Raw genomic sequence first — 15,319 nt, forward strand, 5'->3', positions numbered from 1 at the left:
GCTGAAATTGCGCGCATTCTAATCAGGCAATTGCTGAGCGCCCTATAAGCCTGGTCTCGAAATCACTCCCTGACTGACGCGCTAAAGTAAGCGACGCGCGGCATCCACCACAATCTTCACCGCATCGCTTTCAGTCTGCTTCATGGTGGCCGCATCCGGGATCTCTTTTTGCGTGCGATTCACGATGACGCCAGCCACCATGCCGGCACGCAGTCCCTGACTGGCGCACATGGTTAACAGTGTAGCGGATTCCATCTCATAGTTAAGCACGCCCATTTGCTGCCACTCTTTCATCGAGCCCTGGAAGCGGCTCACCACGCGTCCGGAGAAGGTGTCGTAGCGCTCCTGGCCAGGATAGAAGGTGTCTGACGAGGCGGTGACGCCGATGTGCGTGGTCGCACCGCAGGCTTCCGCCGCCGCCGCCAGCGCGGTGGTGCAGGCGAAATCAGCCACCGCCGGGAATTCCATCGGCGCAAAGTGCAGGCTGGCACCGTCCAGACGGACTGATGCGGTAGTGACCAGCACATCACCCACGTTGATGTGTGGCTGTATCGCCCCAGTGGTGCCGACGCGCAGGAAGGTGCGCACGCCCAGCTGTGCCAGCTCTTCAACGGCGATGGAGGTGGATGGACCGCCGATACCGGTGGAACAGACGACCACCGGTTTGCCGTCGATTTCCGCCAGCCAGGTGGTGAACTCGCGGTGCGACGCGAGGTGTTGCGGATTCTCCATCAGCGCCGCGATTTTCTTCACGCGCTCCGGATCGCCAGGAACAATCGCCAGCGTGGCTCCTTTCAGGTCGGCTTTGGTGATGCCAAGGTGGAAAACGTCAGACTGGGCCATAACAGACTCCTGGAAGATAAGGGGATAAGCGCGCCACTTTACGTCAGCGGCCCGGATAAATATGTGACTGAATTCACTATCAATAATGAAAGTTACATTGAACTAAAAATATTGTGTGACTCTAATCACATATTAGCCGTCTGCTGCGCTGAATTGCTACAAGCGGTGCTGTGTAACAGTAGAAGGCAGTGTTAATAGAGAAGCAGATCAGGTTATACCCTACGTCAGCCTTGCTGTAAGGCCAGGCTATAGTTACGTGATTGCGCACTTGCTAGCACGGAGAGAACCATGAAAACCGAAGACACTATGGCACAAAAATCCGCCACCGACGGCTTCGCGCCGGCGGTGCAGCCTACCGCAGCCAGTACGATTATGACCGCCAGCGACACCATCCACGCCGGCGAAACGTCCGTGCCAAGCCAGGGTGAGAACCTGCCAGCTTACTACGCTCGTCCGCAACAGTTTAGCGGTACGCTGCCGGTCGTGCTGGTGGTGCAGGAAATTTTCGGCGTGCACGAGCACATCCGCGATCTGTGCCGCCGTCTGGCGCTGGAAGGTTATCTCGCCGTGGCGCCGGAACTCTACTTCCGCGAAGGCGATCCCAACGATTACCACGACATTCCGACCCTGTTCAAAGAGCTGGTGAGTAAAGTGCCGGATTCGCAGGTGCTGTCGGACCTCGACCACGTGGCCAACTGGGCGGCGCGCCACGGCGGCGATATCCGTCGTCTGGCGGTCACCGGTTTCTGCTGGGGCGGTCGCATCAGCTGGCTATTTGCCGCCCATAATCCGCAGGTGCGCGCCGCCGCCGCCTGGTACGGTCGCCTGGAGGGCGAAAAGACGCTGAAACAGCAAAAACACCCGATTGATATCGCGGTGGATTTGAACGCGCCGGTGCTGGGCCTGTATGGCGGTCAGGATGAAAGCATTCCGCTGGAGAGCGTGGATAAAATGCGCCAGGCGCTGCACGCAGCCAACGCCAAAGCGGAGATTGTGGTGTATCCGGAAGCCGGCCACGCCTTTAACGCCGACTACCGTCCCAGCTATCACGCCGAATCCGCGCAGGATGGCTGGCAGCGCATGCTGGCGTGGTTTAAGCAGTATGGTGTCGCGCCAAACGCAGAATAAAAAAAGGGGGCGCCAGCGCGCCCCAACCCAACAACACAACGTATTATTCTGTCATCAAACCGCTTCGGTGCGCAGCTTCTGCGCCGCTTTCACCATGTTGGCCAGCGCCTGACGCGTTTCGCTCCAGCCACGCGTTTTCAGACCGCAATCCGGGTTCACCCACAGGCGCTGCTGCGGAATACTCTGCGCCGCTTTGCGCAGCAGTTCTTCCATCCATTCCACGCTCGGTACGTTTGGCGAGTGAATGTCATATACGCCCGGGCCGATTTCGTTCGGATACTCAAACGCTTTAAACGCATCCAGCAGATCCATGTCTGAACGTGAGGTTTCGATAGTGATGACGTCGGCATCCAGCGCAGCAATCGAATCCATGATGTCGTTAAATTCGCAGTAACACATGTGGGTGTGAATCTGCGTGTCGTCCTGCGCCACCGCGGCGTTGAGGCGGAAGGCGTCCACTGCCCAGCGCAGGTAGGCTGCCCAGTCAGACTGATGCAGCGGCAACCCTTCACGCAGCGCCGGTTCGTCGATCTGGATGATGCCAATACCGGCTTGCTCAAGGTCCTGCACTTCGTCGCGCAGCGCCAGCGCAATCTGCTTCGCGATGGTTTCGCGCGTCACGTCTTCCCGCGGGAACGACCAGCACAGAATGGTGACCGGCCCGGTCAGCATGCCCTTCACCGGTTTATCGGTCAGCGATTGCGCATACTTTGCCCACTCGACGGTGATCGGCTGCGGGCGGCTGACGTCACCGATGATGACTGGCGGCTTAACACAGCGCGAACCGTAGCTCTGTACCCAGCCGTTCTGCGTGAAGACAAAGCCGTCGAGGTTTTCGCCGAAGTACTCCACCATGTCGTTACGCTCGGCTTCGCCGTGCACCAGCACATCAAGCCCCAGACGCTCCTGTTCCGCGATCGCCTGCCGGATGTGTTCCGCGATACCGGTGCGGTAATGGCCGCCGTCAATGTTGCCTTTTTTGAAGTCGAGACGCAGGCCGCGAATTTCGGTGGTCTGCGGGAAGGAACCGATGGTGGTGGTTGGCCACGCCGGCAGGTCAAAGCGCTGACGCTGCGCCTGAGCCCGCACGGTGTAGCTGCTGTTACGCTCGGTGTCTCTGGCCTGAATTTGTGCCAGACGCTGCGCCACGGCGGCGTTGTGCACACGAGCTGAGCTTGCCCGGGCGCGAATCGGCGCGCTCCAGGCGTGCAGCGATGCGGTATCGTGCTGGTTCAGCGCCTTGCTCAGCAGCGCCAGTTCGGCACACTTCTGTAACGCAAAGGCGAACCAGCTCTTTACCTCATCGTCGAGGCGGGTTTCCACGCTCAGGTCAATGGGGCTGTGCAGCAGTGAGCAGGAAGATCCAATCCACAGCTGCTGACGCTGGCCGATCAGCGGCTGCAGGCGCTCAAACCAGTCGGTGAGATCGGCACGCCAGACGTTACGGCCATTGATCACCCCCAGCGACAGCAGCCAGTCCGCCGGGATCTGCTGGTTGAGCTGCTGGAGGTCGTCTTTGCCGTGCACCAGGTCCACGTGCAGTCCCTGCACCGGCAGCGTGTTGATCACATCCAGATTCTGACCGATGCTGTCAAAGTAGGTGGTAAGCAGCAGTTTCACTTCGCCCTGCAGCGCGTCGTACGCCGGTTTAAACGCCTCGCGCCACGCCTGCGGCAGTTCCAGCGCCAGCGCCGGCTCATCGATCTGTACCCATTCGATGCCGCGCTGATGCAGTTCTGCCAGCACCTGACGGTAAACCGGCAGAATGGCCTGCAGCAGCGACAGGCGGTCGAACGCGTCACCTTTCACCTTACCCAGCCACAAATAGGTCACCGGCCCCAGCAGCACCGGTTTGATGGCGTGGCCGAGCGCCAGCGCCTCATCGACCTCGTCCAGCAGTTGCGTCCAGCTGAGACGGAACTGCTGACCCTGAGTAAATTCCGGCACGATGTAGTGATAGTTGGTGTTAAACCATTTGGTCATCTCCGCCGCCGCGGCAGGCTCGCCGCTGGGTGCCCGACCGCGGCCGATGCGGAACAGCGTGTCGAGGTCGATCGAACCGTCTTTATTCTGATGCCGTGCCGGCACATTACCCAGCAGCAGGCTGGTGGTCAGCACGTGATCGTACCAGGCAAAATCACCGACCGGCAGCAGATCGACACCAGCGTCTTTCTGCTGTTGCCAGTGACGGGCGCGCAGTTCACGCCCCACCGCCAGCAGTTCATCCTGTGAGCTGTTCCCGGCCCAGTAGCTTTCCTGCGCTTTTTTCAGTTCGCGGCGCAGTCCAACGCGAGGGAAACCGAGAGTATGGTTCAGAATGGTCATGTGAGATTCTCCAGAAGTTGTTCGCTGTGCGACAGTCGCAGCAACCGATTTACGTTCATCCAGCGGGCAATCCTGCCGTGCGCTGAGCGTGTTAGCTGGACAAAGGTAAAGTGGCCGTCGCGTCTGACTGAGATGTTTAGCCGTCCAGATGTTTACACCGCTATAATCTGCGGGTACTGTATGTGTCTCAAGCGCAATTTGTTCAATCTCGATGTGAAGGACTCTCATGATCGAACTCAAACACCTGCGGACGCTGCAGGCGTTACGGCACACCGGCTCGCTGGCTGCCGCCGCCGCCCAGCTTCATCAGACGCAATCGGCGTTGTCTCACCAGTTCAGCGACCTGGAACAGCGGCTGGGCTTCCGGCTGTTCGTGCGTAAGAGCCAGCCGCTCCGTTTTACGCCGCAGGGAGAGATTCTGTTGCAGCTGGCGGAGCAGATTCTGCCGCAGATCCAGCAGGCGCTGCAGGCCTGTCATGAGCCGCATCAGACCACGTTGCGCATCGCTATCGAATGCCACAGCTGCATCCAGTGGCTGACGCCGGCCCTGAACAATTTCCGTCAGAGCTGGCCGCAGGTGGTGATGGACTTCAAATCCGGCGTGACCTTTGATCCGCAGCCGGCGCTGCAGCAGGGTGAACTGGACGTGGTGCTGACGTCCGATATTCTGCCGCGCAGCGGTTTGTTCTATGCGCCGATGTTTGATTTTGAGGTGCGGCTGGTGCTGGCGCCGGATCACCGTCTGGCGCAGCTGGCCCACATCACGCCGGAAGAGTTGGCCGATGAGGTGCTGATGATCTATCCGGTACAGCGTCAGCGGCTGGACGTGTGGCGTAACTTCTTACAGCCAGCCGGCGTCAGCCCGGCGCTGAAGAGCGTGGATAATACGCTGCTGCTGATCCAGATGGTGTCGGCCGGCATGGGCATTGCCGCGCTGCCGCATTGGGTGGTGGAGAGCTTTGAGCATCAGGGTCTGGTGGTGACGCGCACGCTGGGTGACGGGTTGTGGAGCCGTTTATACGCGGCGATGCGCGACGGCGAGCAGCGTCAGCCGGTGCTGGAAGCCTTTGTGCGCTTTGCCCGTCAGCACGCCTGCGAGCACCTGCCTTACGTGCGCGATGCCTCGCGCCCCAGTTCACTGCAGCCGGTCTCGTCCTGATGCGGCGGGCGGCCAATGTCGCCCGTGCTGTTATCCCCGCCCTGCCTGCTCTATAATGCGCCGCCTTAACCGCTACCGGAGAGTTTCACCATGACCAATAACGATGTGCTGCGCAGCGTGCGCTATATGCTGGACTTGAGCGACAGCAAAGTGGTGGAGATTTTTGCGCTGGCGGGCAGTGAAGTACCGCCTGAAGATGTGCAGGCGTGGCTGAAGAAAGAGGATGACGCCGCGTTTCGTAAATTGCCGGATGTGCTGATGGGCTATTTCCTCAACGGCCTGATTTTCTATCGTCGCGGCAAAAGTGAAGATGCGCCGGCACCGTCGATTGAGCGCCGCATGAACAACAATATTTTTCTCAAGAAGTTACGCATCGCCTTCGCGCTAAAAACCACCGATATCCCGGATATCCTGCTGAAGGCCAACTTCAAGGTGTCACAGGCCGAGATCGGCGCGATTTTCCGTAATCCCGACCATAAAAATTATCGCGAATGCGGTGACCAGATTCTGCGTAACTTCCTGAAAGGCTTAACGCTGATTCAGCGGCCATCGACACCCGCGAAAAAAAGCTAAGCGCCTGAACCGCCGCTTTTGGCTGTGTGTCCCAGTACCCAGCGTTTGTGCACGTACAGAGAGGCAAAAATCACCAGCGCCCCGGCGATAAAGCTCGGCCAGTGCGGCTTCTCCTGCCAGATTGCCAGATTCACCAGTAACCCTGCCGGCACGTGCATGTTGTTCATAATGCCCAGCGTTCCGGCATCGACCTGGGTGGCGCCGTAGTTCCACATAAAGTACCCCAGCCCGGACGCGGCCACGCCCAGCCACAGCAGCACGCCCCACTGCAGCGAGGTGGTCGGCAGCTTGTGCGGATTGCCCCAGATGCACCAGGCGATCACCGCGATCAGCACTGCGCCAAGATAGAACCACGAGAACGCGGTGTGCTGCGGCATCGGCCGCACCTCCTGCAGCCGCTTATAACCCACCATGCCGATGGCAAAACAGATGTTTGCCGCCTGCACCAGCAGTAGCCCGAACCAGAAATCATCGCTGACTTTGTCGTAGCGGATAATGGCCGCGCCGAGCACCGCCAGCAGCGCGCTGAAGGCATAGCCAATGCGCAGCGGGCGCTTGCTGAGCAGGTCATAAATCAGCGTGACATACAGCGGCGTCATCACCGTAAACAGCAGGAATTCCGGCACGCTGAGATAGAGATAAGCCTCAAAGCTGAGCAAATACATGATGCCCAGCTGCAGCATGCCCACCAGCATGTACAGCAGTAACGTTGAAGCGCGATAACCGCGCCAGCGCAGGAACGGCAGGAACACCAGCGCGGCCAGCCCTAAACGCATCAGCACCGAGAACCAGGTATCCACCTGCCCCGCCAGATACTCGCCAATTAAACTAAAAGAAAATGCCCACAGAATGGTGGTAACGATCAGCAACAGCACGGTTATGCATCCTAAAAATCAACCCTGGCGCTAGTGTAAACAAACTTACGCCGGCTGACCGGACAATCTGGTTGACATGTGGTGGAATTAAACACGATCGCATCTTCTCTGCCCGGCCAGCAAGCCAGCAGCCGGCTGGCGGATTTACTGAGCTCAGCGATTTTTATGATGCAGCGCGCCGTTTTCGCTGGCACAAATGCGCGAAATACAACATTTCCTGGTTTTTATCGCTCTTTATTGTCATAAAACTGTAACATATGTGTCACGCGTCACAGTAACTGCGCGTAACCATCACTATTCTGTGCGCGAAATGGAAAGGTTGCTTTCTGTTCGCTGTCGTACTTTGCATTTGCCCCAACCTGCTGGGAATTCATAACTATATTGCGCCCCGGAGGGCCATTCTGATGTTGAGTATTTTTAAACCTGCACCACACCAGCCCCAGGTGGCGGACGATCGCGTCGATCCGCTCTATCGTCGTCTGCGCTGGCAGATCTTCTTCGGCATTTTCTTTGGCTACGCCGCCTATTACCTGGTGCGCAAAAACTTTGCGCTGGCGATGCCTTATCTGGTCGAACAGGGTTTCTCACGCGGCGATCTCGGTTTTGCCCTCTCCGGCATCTCCATCGCCTACGGTTTTTCCAAATTCATTATGGGATCGGTCTCGGATCGCTCCAACCCACGGGTGTTTTTGCCTGCGGGTCTGATTCTCGCCGCCGCCGTGATGCTGGTGATGGGCTTCGTGCCGTGGGCAACCTCGAGCATCATGGTGATGTTCGTGCTGCTGTTTCTGTGTGGCTGGTTCCAGGGCATGGGCTGGCCGCCGTGCGGACGCACCATGGTGCACTGGTGGTCGCAGAAAGAACGCGGCGGCATTGTGTCGGTATGGAACTGCGCGCACAACGTGGGTGGCGGCATTCCGCCACTGCTGTTCCTGCTCGGCATGGCGTGGTTTAACGACTGGAAAGCCGCGCTCTATATGCCGGCGTTTGGTGCCATTATTGTGGCGATCATCGCCTTTGCGCTGATGCGCGATACGCCGCAGTCATGCGGGCTGCCGCCGATTGAGGCGTGGAAGAATGACTATCCGCCAGATTACAGCGAAAACCACGAACAGGAGCTGACGGCGAAGCAGATTTTCATGCAGTACGTGCTGCCCAATAAGCTGCTGTGGTACATCGCGCTGGCCAACGTGTTCGTTTATCTGCTGCGCTACGGCATCCTCGACTGGTCACCGACCTATCTGAAAGAGGTGAAGCACTTCACGCTGGATAAATCCTCGTGGGCCTATTTCCTCTACGAGTACGCCGGGATTCCGGGCACGCTGCTGTGCGGCTGGATGTCGGACAAGGTATTCCGCGGCAATCGCGGTGCCACCGGCGTCTTCTTCATGACGCTGGTGACCATCGCCACCATCGTGTACTGGCTCAACCCGCCGGGCAATCCGGGCGTGGATATGCTCTGCATGATTGTGATTGGCTTCCTGATTTACGGTCCGGTGATGCTGATTGGTCTGCACGCGCTGGAGCTGGCACCGAAAAAAGCGGCCGGCACTGCGGCAGGCTTTACCGGTCTGTTCGGCTATCTGGGCGGATCGGTAGCAGCCAGTGCGATTGTCGGTTACACCGTGGATTTCTTCGGCTGGGACGGCGGTTTCTTAGTGATGATTGTCGGATCGGTGCTGGCGGTGGTGTTACTGCTGCTGACCATGGTCAGTGAGCATCGCCACAAGCAGCAGCAGGCGTAATCAGAGCGGGCCGCTTAATCGCGGCCCGTTTTATTCAGGCCAGAAACAACTTACGCAGCGTCTGCGGCACCGCGTCATCGGCGTTGCTGCCAATCACTTCCAGCGTTGGCAGCGTATCTTTCAGCCGCTGATGGGCGTTGTGCATAATGCAGCCTTTGCCCGCCATACTCAGCATCTCGACATCGTTCATGCCGTCGCCAAACGCGATGCACTCTTTCAGCGAATAGCCGAGCTGTTTTGCCACCGCTTCCAGCGCGTGCCCTTTCGAAACGCCACCGGCCATCACTTCCAGACAGGTGGGCAGCGAGAAGCTGACGTTAACCCGATCGCCCCAGCGCGCTTCAATCGCCTGTTCCAGCGGAACCAGATGCTCCGGATCGTCGCAGGTGAAGAACACTTTGCTGATGCCGTCGGTCGCCAGCATGCCCGGCTGATACACCTGATAGGTAAACACCGACTCCTGGAAAAACTCCGCTTCCTGCGGATTATGGCGGCTGATATGCCACTCATCGTCGCGGTAAACGTGCGTCAGGATTTTCTCATCGTGATATTTCAGGCCATACAGTTCGCTGGCGATATCGCTGTCCAGATTGTGGCTGAACACCAGCTCGCCGTCGGCGTTGTGTACGCGCGCGCCGTTTGAGGTGATCATATACGCCGGAATGCCGAGCTTATCGCGCATCTGACCGACGTCGATGTAGTGGCGTCCGGTGGCAAAGATAAAATGCACATCGCGCACCACCAGTTCCTGCAGCGTGGTGCGGGCGAACGGCGTCAGACGATGTTGCGGAGAAAGCAGCGTGCCATCCAGGTCGGATGCAACGATGTGGTACATGTAAGCCTCTGGTATTGATGTCTGAAAATAAGTTAGTCACGGTGGCGCTGATAAAAATCGACCACCGCATTGAGCGCTTCGGCGCGCATAGCGTCTGTTTCAAACAGGATCTCATGACGCGCGCCCTGAATGATGTAAGGCGTGGTGCCTTCCACCGCGTGTCCTGCTGCCGCCATGGCCTCACAGAACAGGTCCTGCGCACGGTTATCCACCACGTCGTCTTCACTGGCCTGCAGCAGCAGAATCGGTGTGGTCATCTGCGCCACCTGGCTGAGGATATGGCGTCCGGCCTGAATCCCTTCCCGCACCCAGTGATAAGTGGGGCCGCCGACGCGAATCGCCGGATCGTCAGCGTAAAAGCGCAGATTACGGCGATAACGTTCACGACTGTGTGTTAACCGGTTAATGCCAAACGGGCTGGCGCGCCAGCGTCCGGTGCCCAGCGCGTAGCCGTCGCGCAGCGCGGGCAGCTTTTCCGCCCAGTCGAGAATGCGGTGCGCCAGAAACGGCGGCAGCGGCAGCACGATACCAAACATCGGCGCACAAAACACCGCCGCGTGAAAGGCCTGCGGCTGACGCGCCAGAAACAGCGCCACAATTGCGCCGCCCATCGAGTGCGCCAGCACGTAGCGCTGCTGATAGTGATGGCTGACGATCTCTTTCAGATACAGCGTTTCCAGATCGTCGACATAATCGCTGAACTCCACCACATGACCGCGGTGCGAATCGGCCAGCAGCCGGTCTGAACGCCCCTGGCCGCGATGGTCGATAATCACCACATCGTAGCCGCAGTGGAACAGGTCATAGGCCAGCTCGGGATATTTGATGTAGCTTTCGATGCGTCCGGGCACAATCAGGATGACACGGCGGTGGTGCGGTGAAGTGAAGCGCACATAGCGAATGGTCAGATTGCCCACGCCGCTGAATTCACACTCTTCACGCTGACGCCAGAAGTCGAGCAGCGGACCGGTCGCAAAGGCCGAAAAAGCGTGCTCACGTCCGAGCCAACTCTGTTTATGCTGCTGCATCCGTCCCCCTGAAAAAACGTCAAACGCGGCTCTGCACTTAATAGCGCAGCGCGATTTTCTGGCGTATTGTGTCACACTTCACTCTCTTCAGGGAATGTCACCCATGACCATTGAATGGTGGTTAACCTACCTGTTAACCACGACCATCCTCAGCCTCTCGCCCGGCTCCGGCGCGATTAACACCATGAGTACCGGCATCAGCCACGGCTATCGCGGTGCGGCAGCCTCAATTACCGGATTACAGCTCGGTCTCGCGGTGCATATCGTGCTGGTGGGCGCCGGTCTGGGCGCGCTGTTTTCGCAGTCGGTGCTGGCGTTTGAGGTGCTGAAATGGGCGGGCGCGGCCTATCTGGTGTGGCTTGGCATTCAGCAGTGGCGCTCAGCGGGTGGCATCGATCTCAATGCGGTAGCCAAAGCGATGCCGCGTCGTCGTCTGTTTCAGCGCGCGCTGCTGGTGAATCTCACCAATCCGAAGAGCATTGTGTTTCTCGCCGCGCTGTTTCCGCAGTTTATCGTGCCGCACCAGCCGCAGCTGATGCAGTATCTGGTGCTCGGCGTGACCACCATCGTGGTCGATATCATTGTGATGATTGGCTACGCCACGCTGGCGACGCGCATTGCTGGCTGGATTAAAGGACCGAAGCAGATGAAGCTGCTGAACCGGGTATTTGGTGGCTTGTTTATGGCGGTCGGCGCACTGCTGGCCAGCGCACGTAAAATGGCGTAAGGATTTGCACCTATCGTAGCGGCGCGCTTTATCGCGCACCGTTGAAAAACGCGCAATAAGTTGCGCCGCTACGGTTCGGGATCTTATCGGGAGATGATGAGGTGAATACCGAACCCGGCAAACAGCACGCCCGCCATACCGTCCACCCACTTCGCCATCCGCTGATACTTATCGCGCATCCACGGCAGGGCAAAAATCGCCGCCACCAGGGTGAACCAGGCGAAGGTTTCACCGACGATCAGCAGGAACAGCCCCCAGCGCTCAATCGCGCCTACATCGTTGCCGACAAACAGCGAAAACACACTGCCGAAGTAGATGATGGCTTTCGGGTTAGACAGGTTGGTGAGAAACCCTTTGAGGAAGCTCATGCCACGCTTTGGCAGCTCCACCACCGGCGCTTCCGTGTGCGGCTGCTTGTGACGCTGACGCGCCGAGCGCAGCAGCTGCCAGCCCATCCACAGCAGATACAGCCCGCCGCCGACCATGATGATTTCATGCAGCCACGCCATTTTCTCCAGAATCAGATGCAGGCCCATCAGCGCAACGCCCGCCCAGATCACAATTCCCAGCGTGATGCCGAGCACGCCCATCATCGCCTCTTTGCGCGAGCGGCTGGCAGCGGTCTGTGAGACAAAAAAGAAGTCCGGTCCCGGACTCATCAGCGCAACCAGATGCACCAGCGCCACGGTGGCGAATAACATCAGCATGGTTTATTTCCCTTATTCTTCATCAAGATGTTCTTTGATCATCAGCAGGAATGGCTTACCGAAGCGCTCCAGTTTGCGATGACCGACCCCGTTCACGCTCAGCATTTCTGAAGCGCTGACCGGCATTTGCTCTGCCATTTCAATCAGCGTGGCGTCGTTAAACACCACGTAGGGCGGAATATTCTCTTCGTCGGCGATGGCTTTACGCAGCTTACGCAGCTTGGCGAACAGCTTGCGATCGTAATTGCCGCCGTAGACTTTTGGCGCGCTGCTGCGGCTTTTCACCGTCACGGTACGCGGTACCGCCAGCATCAGCGGCACTTCAGCGCGCAGCACCGGGCGCGCGGCCTCGGTGAGCTGCAGCGCCGAGTGCATGGCGATGTTTTGCGTCACCATGCCCAGATGGATCAGCTGGCGCAGCACGCTGACCCAGTGCTCCTGAGTCTGTTCGCGTCCCAGGCCGTACACCGGCAGTTTGTCGTGGCCGTTATCGCGGATACGCTGGTTGGTTGAACCGCGCAAAACTTCAACAATATAGCTCATCCCAAAGCGCTGCCCGGTACGATAAATGCCCGACAGCGCTTTCTGCGCTTCAACCAGGCCGTCATAGCGCCGCGGCGGATCGAGACAGATATCGCAGTTACCGCACGGCTGCTGGCGACCTTCACCAAAGTAGTTCAGCAGCACCAGACGACGGCAGGTCTGCGCCTCAGCAAACGCGCCCATGGCGTTAAGCTTATGACGCTCAATATCCTGCAGCGGCCCCGGCGCTTTCTCTTCCAGACACTTACGCAGCCACGCCATGTCAGCCGGGTCGTACAGCATCATCGCTTCTGCCGGCAGGCCATCACGCCCGGCGCGGCCGGTCTCCTGATAGTAGGATTCGATATTGCGCGGAATGTCGAAGTGCACCACAAAACGCACGTTGGGCTTGTTAATGCCCATGCCGAACGCCACGGTCGCGACCACGATTTGCAAATCGTCACGCTGAAACGCTTCCTGCACGCGTGCGCGCTGCTCGCTGTCGATGCCGGCATGATAAGCGCCGACGCTGATGCCGCGGCTCTGCAGACGTGCGGCGGTGTCTTCCACTTTGGCGCGGCTGTTACAGTAGATGATACCGCTTTTGCCGCGCTGATCCTGCACGTAGCGCAGCAGCTGCTCGGTGGGCTTGAACTTCTCCACCAGCGTGTAGCGAATGTTGGGACGGTCAAAACTGCTGATCTGAATCAGCGGATCGTGCATCTGCAGCAGATGCACGATGTCGTTACGCGTGGCTTCATCGGCGGTGGCGGTCAGCGCCATCACCGGCAGCTGCGGAATGCGCTGGCGCAGCTGCCCGAGCGCGCCATATTCCGGACGGAAATCGTGGCCCCACTGCGAAATACAGTGCGCTTCATCGACGGCCAGCATCACCGGATTCCAGTGCTGCAGGGTGTCGAGGAAGTTATCCATCATCAGACGTTCCGGCGCGATGTATAGCAGCCGCAGTTTGCCGCTGCGGCAGTCCGCAAACACCTGCTGCTGCTGCTCACGCGTCTGCGTCGAGTTGAGGCACGCCGCCGCCACGCCGTTCGCCAGCAGCTGATCGACCTGATCTTTCATCAGTGAAATCAGCGGCGAAACCACCAGCGTCAGCCCTTCGCGCACCAGCGCCGGGATTTGATAGCACAGCGATTTGCCGCCGCCGGTCGGCATCACCACCAGGCAGTCGCGCCCTGACAGCGCGGTTTCAATGATGGTTTGCTGACCCGGACGGAACTGCTGATAGCCGAAGGTATCCTGTAATACCTGCTGCGCCAGCATTTCCTGATTAAGCACTGCCGATGTTGCCACGGTAATCCTGTTTTGACTGGTTAGAACAGATCGTTAAGCGTTACGCCGACGCCAAGACGCGTCTGGCGATGGTTATAGTCAATAAGGGATTCACCATAACCGCTGAACAGCTGCGTGTAAAAGCGCACGTGTTCAGTAATCGGATAGCTCCACGCGAAGGTTGCACCGCCGTAGCCGCTATTCCAGTTGTAGTTGCCTTCCACGCTGAAAATGCTGTCACCGAGCATATAGCCCAGCTTCGCGCGGTAGTAGCCCATGTATTTGGTGATGTCCGGGTTATCGTCGTTGCTGGCGCTTTCCGGCAGACGATACCAGGGTTTGATTTCCGCCAGGAAGTTACCGTTTTCCGCCATCAGACGGGCGTAAACGCGGTTCCAGCTGCGTGAAGTCGGTTCGCTGCGGCCGTTTGACTGGTGATTCAGCCCCAGCTCGACGTCGCGTAATGTCCAGCCGCCCAGCGAATAGTCGGTGGCCCAGCCGAGAAAAATCTGCGGCTCATAGTTGGTTTCACGAAACGGTGATGAAGCTCCCCGGTTCGACAGCTGCCACCAGGAGCGCTGAGTATACGACGCGGCCAGCACCGAGTTGTCACCCAAAATGCCGCGCCACAGCGGAAACGCCAGGCTGAGCTGGAATTTTACTTCATCCTTTTTCGCTTTGTCTGCCCAGTTGTAAGACGAAATCGCTTCTTTATTGATGTCGCTGGTGTAGGTGTAAAGCAGATAGTTATTTTCATAGGGATAAAGCACGAATGGGTTATCGTGTTTTTCCAGCAGGTTAGCGATAATACTGCCCTTCACCGCCGGTGCGTCATGAACCTCTTTCACGGTGGCTTCATCGGCCTGCGCCAGCGCAGGAACCATAAATGCCGCGGCCAGCAAGGCGTACTGCTTACGCATAGAATTCTCCAGAGCGCTGCAAAAGTTATCGTCGGGCGACGGTTCAAAAAGCACGCCATTCTACACGCAAACCCGGTGGTTGATCAGTGCGGATTTCTGAAACTGGAAAGCGGCGCGAACGCGGCATAATATACACAATTCTTTAACATCTTAAGGCAGGAAAAATGTCATCCCCGATGCTGACACAGCAGGAAGCGCGCCGGCTGATTGGCGAAATCTTTGTCTATCACATGCCGTTTAATCAGGCGCTAGGCCTTGAGCTGGATCGCCTCGAAGCCGATTACGCCGAACTCGGCTTTGCCAATAAAACCATGCTGGTGGGTAACGCGGCGCAGCAGATTCTGCACGGTGGCGTCATCGCCTCAGTGCTGGATGTTGCCGCCGGGCTGGTGTGCGTCAGCCATGCGCTGTCGCGCCAGCAGAGCATCAGCGAAGAGGAGCTGCGTCAGCGCCTGTCGCGCATGGGCACCATCGACATGCGCGTTGACTACCTGCGTCCGGGCCGTGGCGAGCGCTTTGTCGCCACCAGCAGTCTGCTGCGCGCCGGGAATAAAGTCGCGGTGGCGCGCGTCGAATTGCACAATCAGCAGGGCGATTACATCGCCACCGCGACTGCGACCTATCTTATTGGTTAATTTC

Annotated in this window: 14 protein-coding genes; 6 read left to right on the forward strand and 8 right to left on the reverse strand. The window is 58.5% G+C overall.

The annotated features are described in order from the left end of the window. Positions 1 to 81: 81 nt before the first annotated feature. Positions 82 to 843, reverse strand: a complete 762-nt coding sequence (gene udp, locus MXF20_RS17000; protein WP_325970416.1) for a uridine phosphorylase — start codon at positions 841 to 843, stop codon at positions 82 to 84. Positions 844 to 1,131: 288 nt separating this feature from the next. Here udp and MXF20_RS17005 point away from each other — a divergent pair, with 288 nt between their 5' ends. Further along, positions 1,132 to 1,971 (forward strand): dienelactone hydrolase family protein, encoded by an 840-nt coding sequence (locus tag MXF20_RS17005; protein WP_325970417.1) that lies wholly within the window; start codon positions 1,132 to 1,134, stop codon positions 1,969 to 1,971. A 54-nt stretch (positions 1,972 to 2,025) separates the two neighbouring features. On the opposite strand, the gene metE is transcribed toward MXF20_RS17005, so the two are convergent. Then, a complete protein-coding gene (gene metE / locus MXF20_RS17010; RefSeq protein WP_325970418.1) occupies positions 2,026 to 4,296 on the reverse strand; it encodes a 5-methyltetrahydropteroyltriglutamate--homocysteine S-methyltransferase in 2,271 nt (756 codons plus the stop codon). 226 nt (positions 4,297 to 4,522) lie between these two features. Between metE and metR the strand changes: the two genes are divergently transcribed. Both metR and MXF20_RS17020 read left to right on the forward strand, forming a co-directional pair. Next, entirely contained in the window at positions 4,523 to 5,455 is a 933-nt protein-coding gene (gene metR, locus MXF20_RS17015; protein WP_325970419.1) for an HTH-type transcriptional regulator MetR, read from the forward strand. Between the two features lie 90 nt (positions 5,456 to 5,545). Further along, complete coding sequence (locus tag MXF20_RS17020) at positions 5,546 to 6,028, forward strand: DUF1456 family protein (protein ID WP_325970420.1); 483 nt, start codon at positions 5,546 to 5,548, stop codon at positions 6,026 to 6,028. On the opposite strand, the gene MXF20_RS17025 is transcribed toward MXF20_RS17020, so the two are convergent. Then, entirely contained in the window at positions 6,025 to 6,903 is an 879-nt protein-coding gene (locus MXF20_RS17025; RefSeq protein ID WP_325970421.1) for a carboxylate/amino acid/amine transporter, read from the reverse strand. The genes MXF20_RS17020 and MXF20_RS17025 overlap by 4 nt on opposite strands. A gap of 404 nt (positions 6,904 to 7,307) precedes the next feature. Here MXF20_RS17025 and glpT point away from each other — a divergent pair, with 404 nt between their 5' ends. Beyond that, on the forward strand, positions 7,308 to 8,648 hold the full coding sequence (gene glpT / locus MXF20_RS17030; protein ID WP_325970422.1) for a glycerol-3-phosphate transporter: 1,341 nt from the start codon (positions 7,308 to 7,310) through the stop codon (positions 8,646 to 8,648). A gap of 34 nt (positions 8,649 to 8,682) precedes the next feature. On the opposite strand, the gene yigL is transcribed toward glpT, so the two are convergent. Beyond that, positions 8,683 to 9,483: a sugar/pyridoxal phosphate phosphatase YigL gene (gene yigL, locus MXF20_RS17035; RefSeq protein ID WP_325970423.1), complete on the reverse strand. Its 801-nt coding sequence runs from the start codon at positions 9,481 to 9,483 to the stop codon at positions 8,683 to 8,685. A 32-nt stretch (positions 9,484 to 9,515) separates the two neighbouring features. Further along, positions 9,516 to 10,511: a lysophospholipase L2 gene (pldB, locus tag MXF20_RS17040; RefSeq protein ID WP_325970424.1), complete on the reverse strand. Its 996-nt coding sequence runs from the start codon at positions 10,509 to 10,511 to the stop codon at positions 9,516 to 9,518. Between the two features lie 103 nt (positions 10,512 to 10,614). Here pldB and rhtB point away from each other — a divergent pair, with 103 nt between their 5' ends. Continuing rightward, positions 10,615 to 11,238, forward strand: a complete 624-nt coding sequence (rhtB, locus tag MXF20_RS17045; RefSeq protein ID WP_021506962.1) for a homoserine/homoserine lactone efflux protein — start codon at positions 10,615 to 10,617, stop codon at positions 11,236 to 11,238. Between the two features lie 83 nt (positions 11,239 to 11,321). On the opposite strand, the gene rhtC is transcribed toward rhtB, so the two are convergent. From rhtC to pldA, 3 genes are read right to left on the reverse strand one after another with little or no spacing between them, the layout of a single operon-like run. Continuing rightward, positions 11,322 to 11,945, reverse strand: coding sequence for a threonine export protein RhtC (rhtC, locus tag MXF20_RS17050; RefSeq protein ID WP_021506963.1), 624 nt, complete (start codon positions 11,943 to 11,945; stop codon positions 11,322 to 11,324). 12 nt (positions 11,946 to 11,957) lie between these two features. Next, positions 11,958 to 13,781, reverse strand: coding sequence for an ATP-dependent DNA helicase RecQ (recQ, locus tag MXF20_RS17055; RefSeq protein WP_325970425.1), 1,824 nt, complete (start codon positions 13,779 to 13,781; stop codon positions 11,958 to 11,960). A 20-nt stretch (positions 13,782 to 13,801) separates the two neighbouring features. Then, entirely contained in the window at positions 13,802 to 14,680 is an 879-nt protein-coding gene (gene pldA / locus MXF20_RS17060) for a phospholipase A (protein ID WP_325970426.1), read from the reverse strand. A 164-nt stretch (positions 14,681 to 14,844) separates the two neighbouring features. Between pldA and MXF20_RS17065 the strand changes: the two genes are divergently transcribed. Then, the gene (locus MXF20_RS17065; RefSeq protein ID WP_031279610.1) at positions 14,845 to 15,315 is read left to right on the forward strand and encodes a thioesterase family protein; all 471 of its coding nucleotides are present in this window, start codon (positions 14,845 to 14,847) and stop codon (positions 15,313 to 15,315) included. Positions 15,316 to 15,319: the final 4 nt, after the last annotated feature.

This window comes from Pantoea dispersa (assembly GCF_035783935.1).
Lineage (GTDB): Bacteria > Pseudomonadota > Gammaproteobacteria > Enterobacterales > Enterobacteriaceae > Pantoea > Pantoea dispersa_C.

Coding starts and splice junctions, on each gene's coding strand:
- udp (WP_325970416.1), bottom strand. CDS start 843: ATGGCCCAGTCTGACGTTTTCCACCTTGGCATCACCAAAGCCGACCTG.
- MXF20_RS17005 (WP_325970417.1), top strand. CDS start 1,132: ATGAAAACCGAAGACACTATGGCACAAAAATCCGCCACCGACGGCTTC.
- metE (WP_325970418.1), bottom strand. CDS start 4,296: ATGACCATTCTGAACCATACTCTCGGTTTCCCTCGCGTTGGACTGCGC.
- metR (WP_325970419.1), top strand. CDS start 4,523: ATGATCGAACTCAAACACCTGCGGACGCTGCAGGCGTTACGGCACACC.
- MXF20_RS17020 (WP_325970420.1), top strand. CDS start 5,546: ATGACCAATAACGATGTGCTGCGCAGCGTGCGCTATATGCTGGACTTG.
- glpT (WP_325970422.1), top strand. CDS start 7,308: ATGTTGAGTATTTTTAAACCTGCACCACACCAGCCCCAGGTGGCGGAC.
- yigL (WP_325970423.1), bottom strand. CDS start 9,483: ATGTACCACATCGTTGCATCCGACCTGGATGGCACGCTGCTTTCTCCG.
- pldB (WP_325970424.1), bottom strand. CDS start 10,511: ATGCAGCAGCATAAACAGAGTTGGCTCGGACGTGAGCACGCTTTTTCG.
- rhtB (WP_021506962.1), top strand. CDS start 10,615: ATGACCATTGAATGGTGGTTAACCTACCTGTTAACCACGACCATCCTC.
- rhtC (WP_021506963.1), bottom strand. CDS start 11,945: ATGCTGATGTTATTCGCCACCGTGGCGCTGGTGCATCTGGTTGCGCTG.
- pldA (WP_325970426.1), bottom strand. CDS start 14,680: ATGCGTAAGCAGTACGCCTTGCTGGCCGCGGCATTTATGGTTCCTGCG.
- MXF20_RS17065 (WP_031279610.1), top strand. CDS start 14,845: ATGTCATCCCCGATGCTGACACAGCAGGAAGCGCGCCGGCTGATTGGC.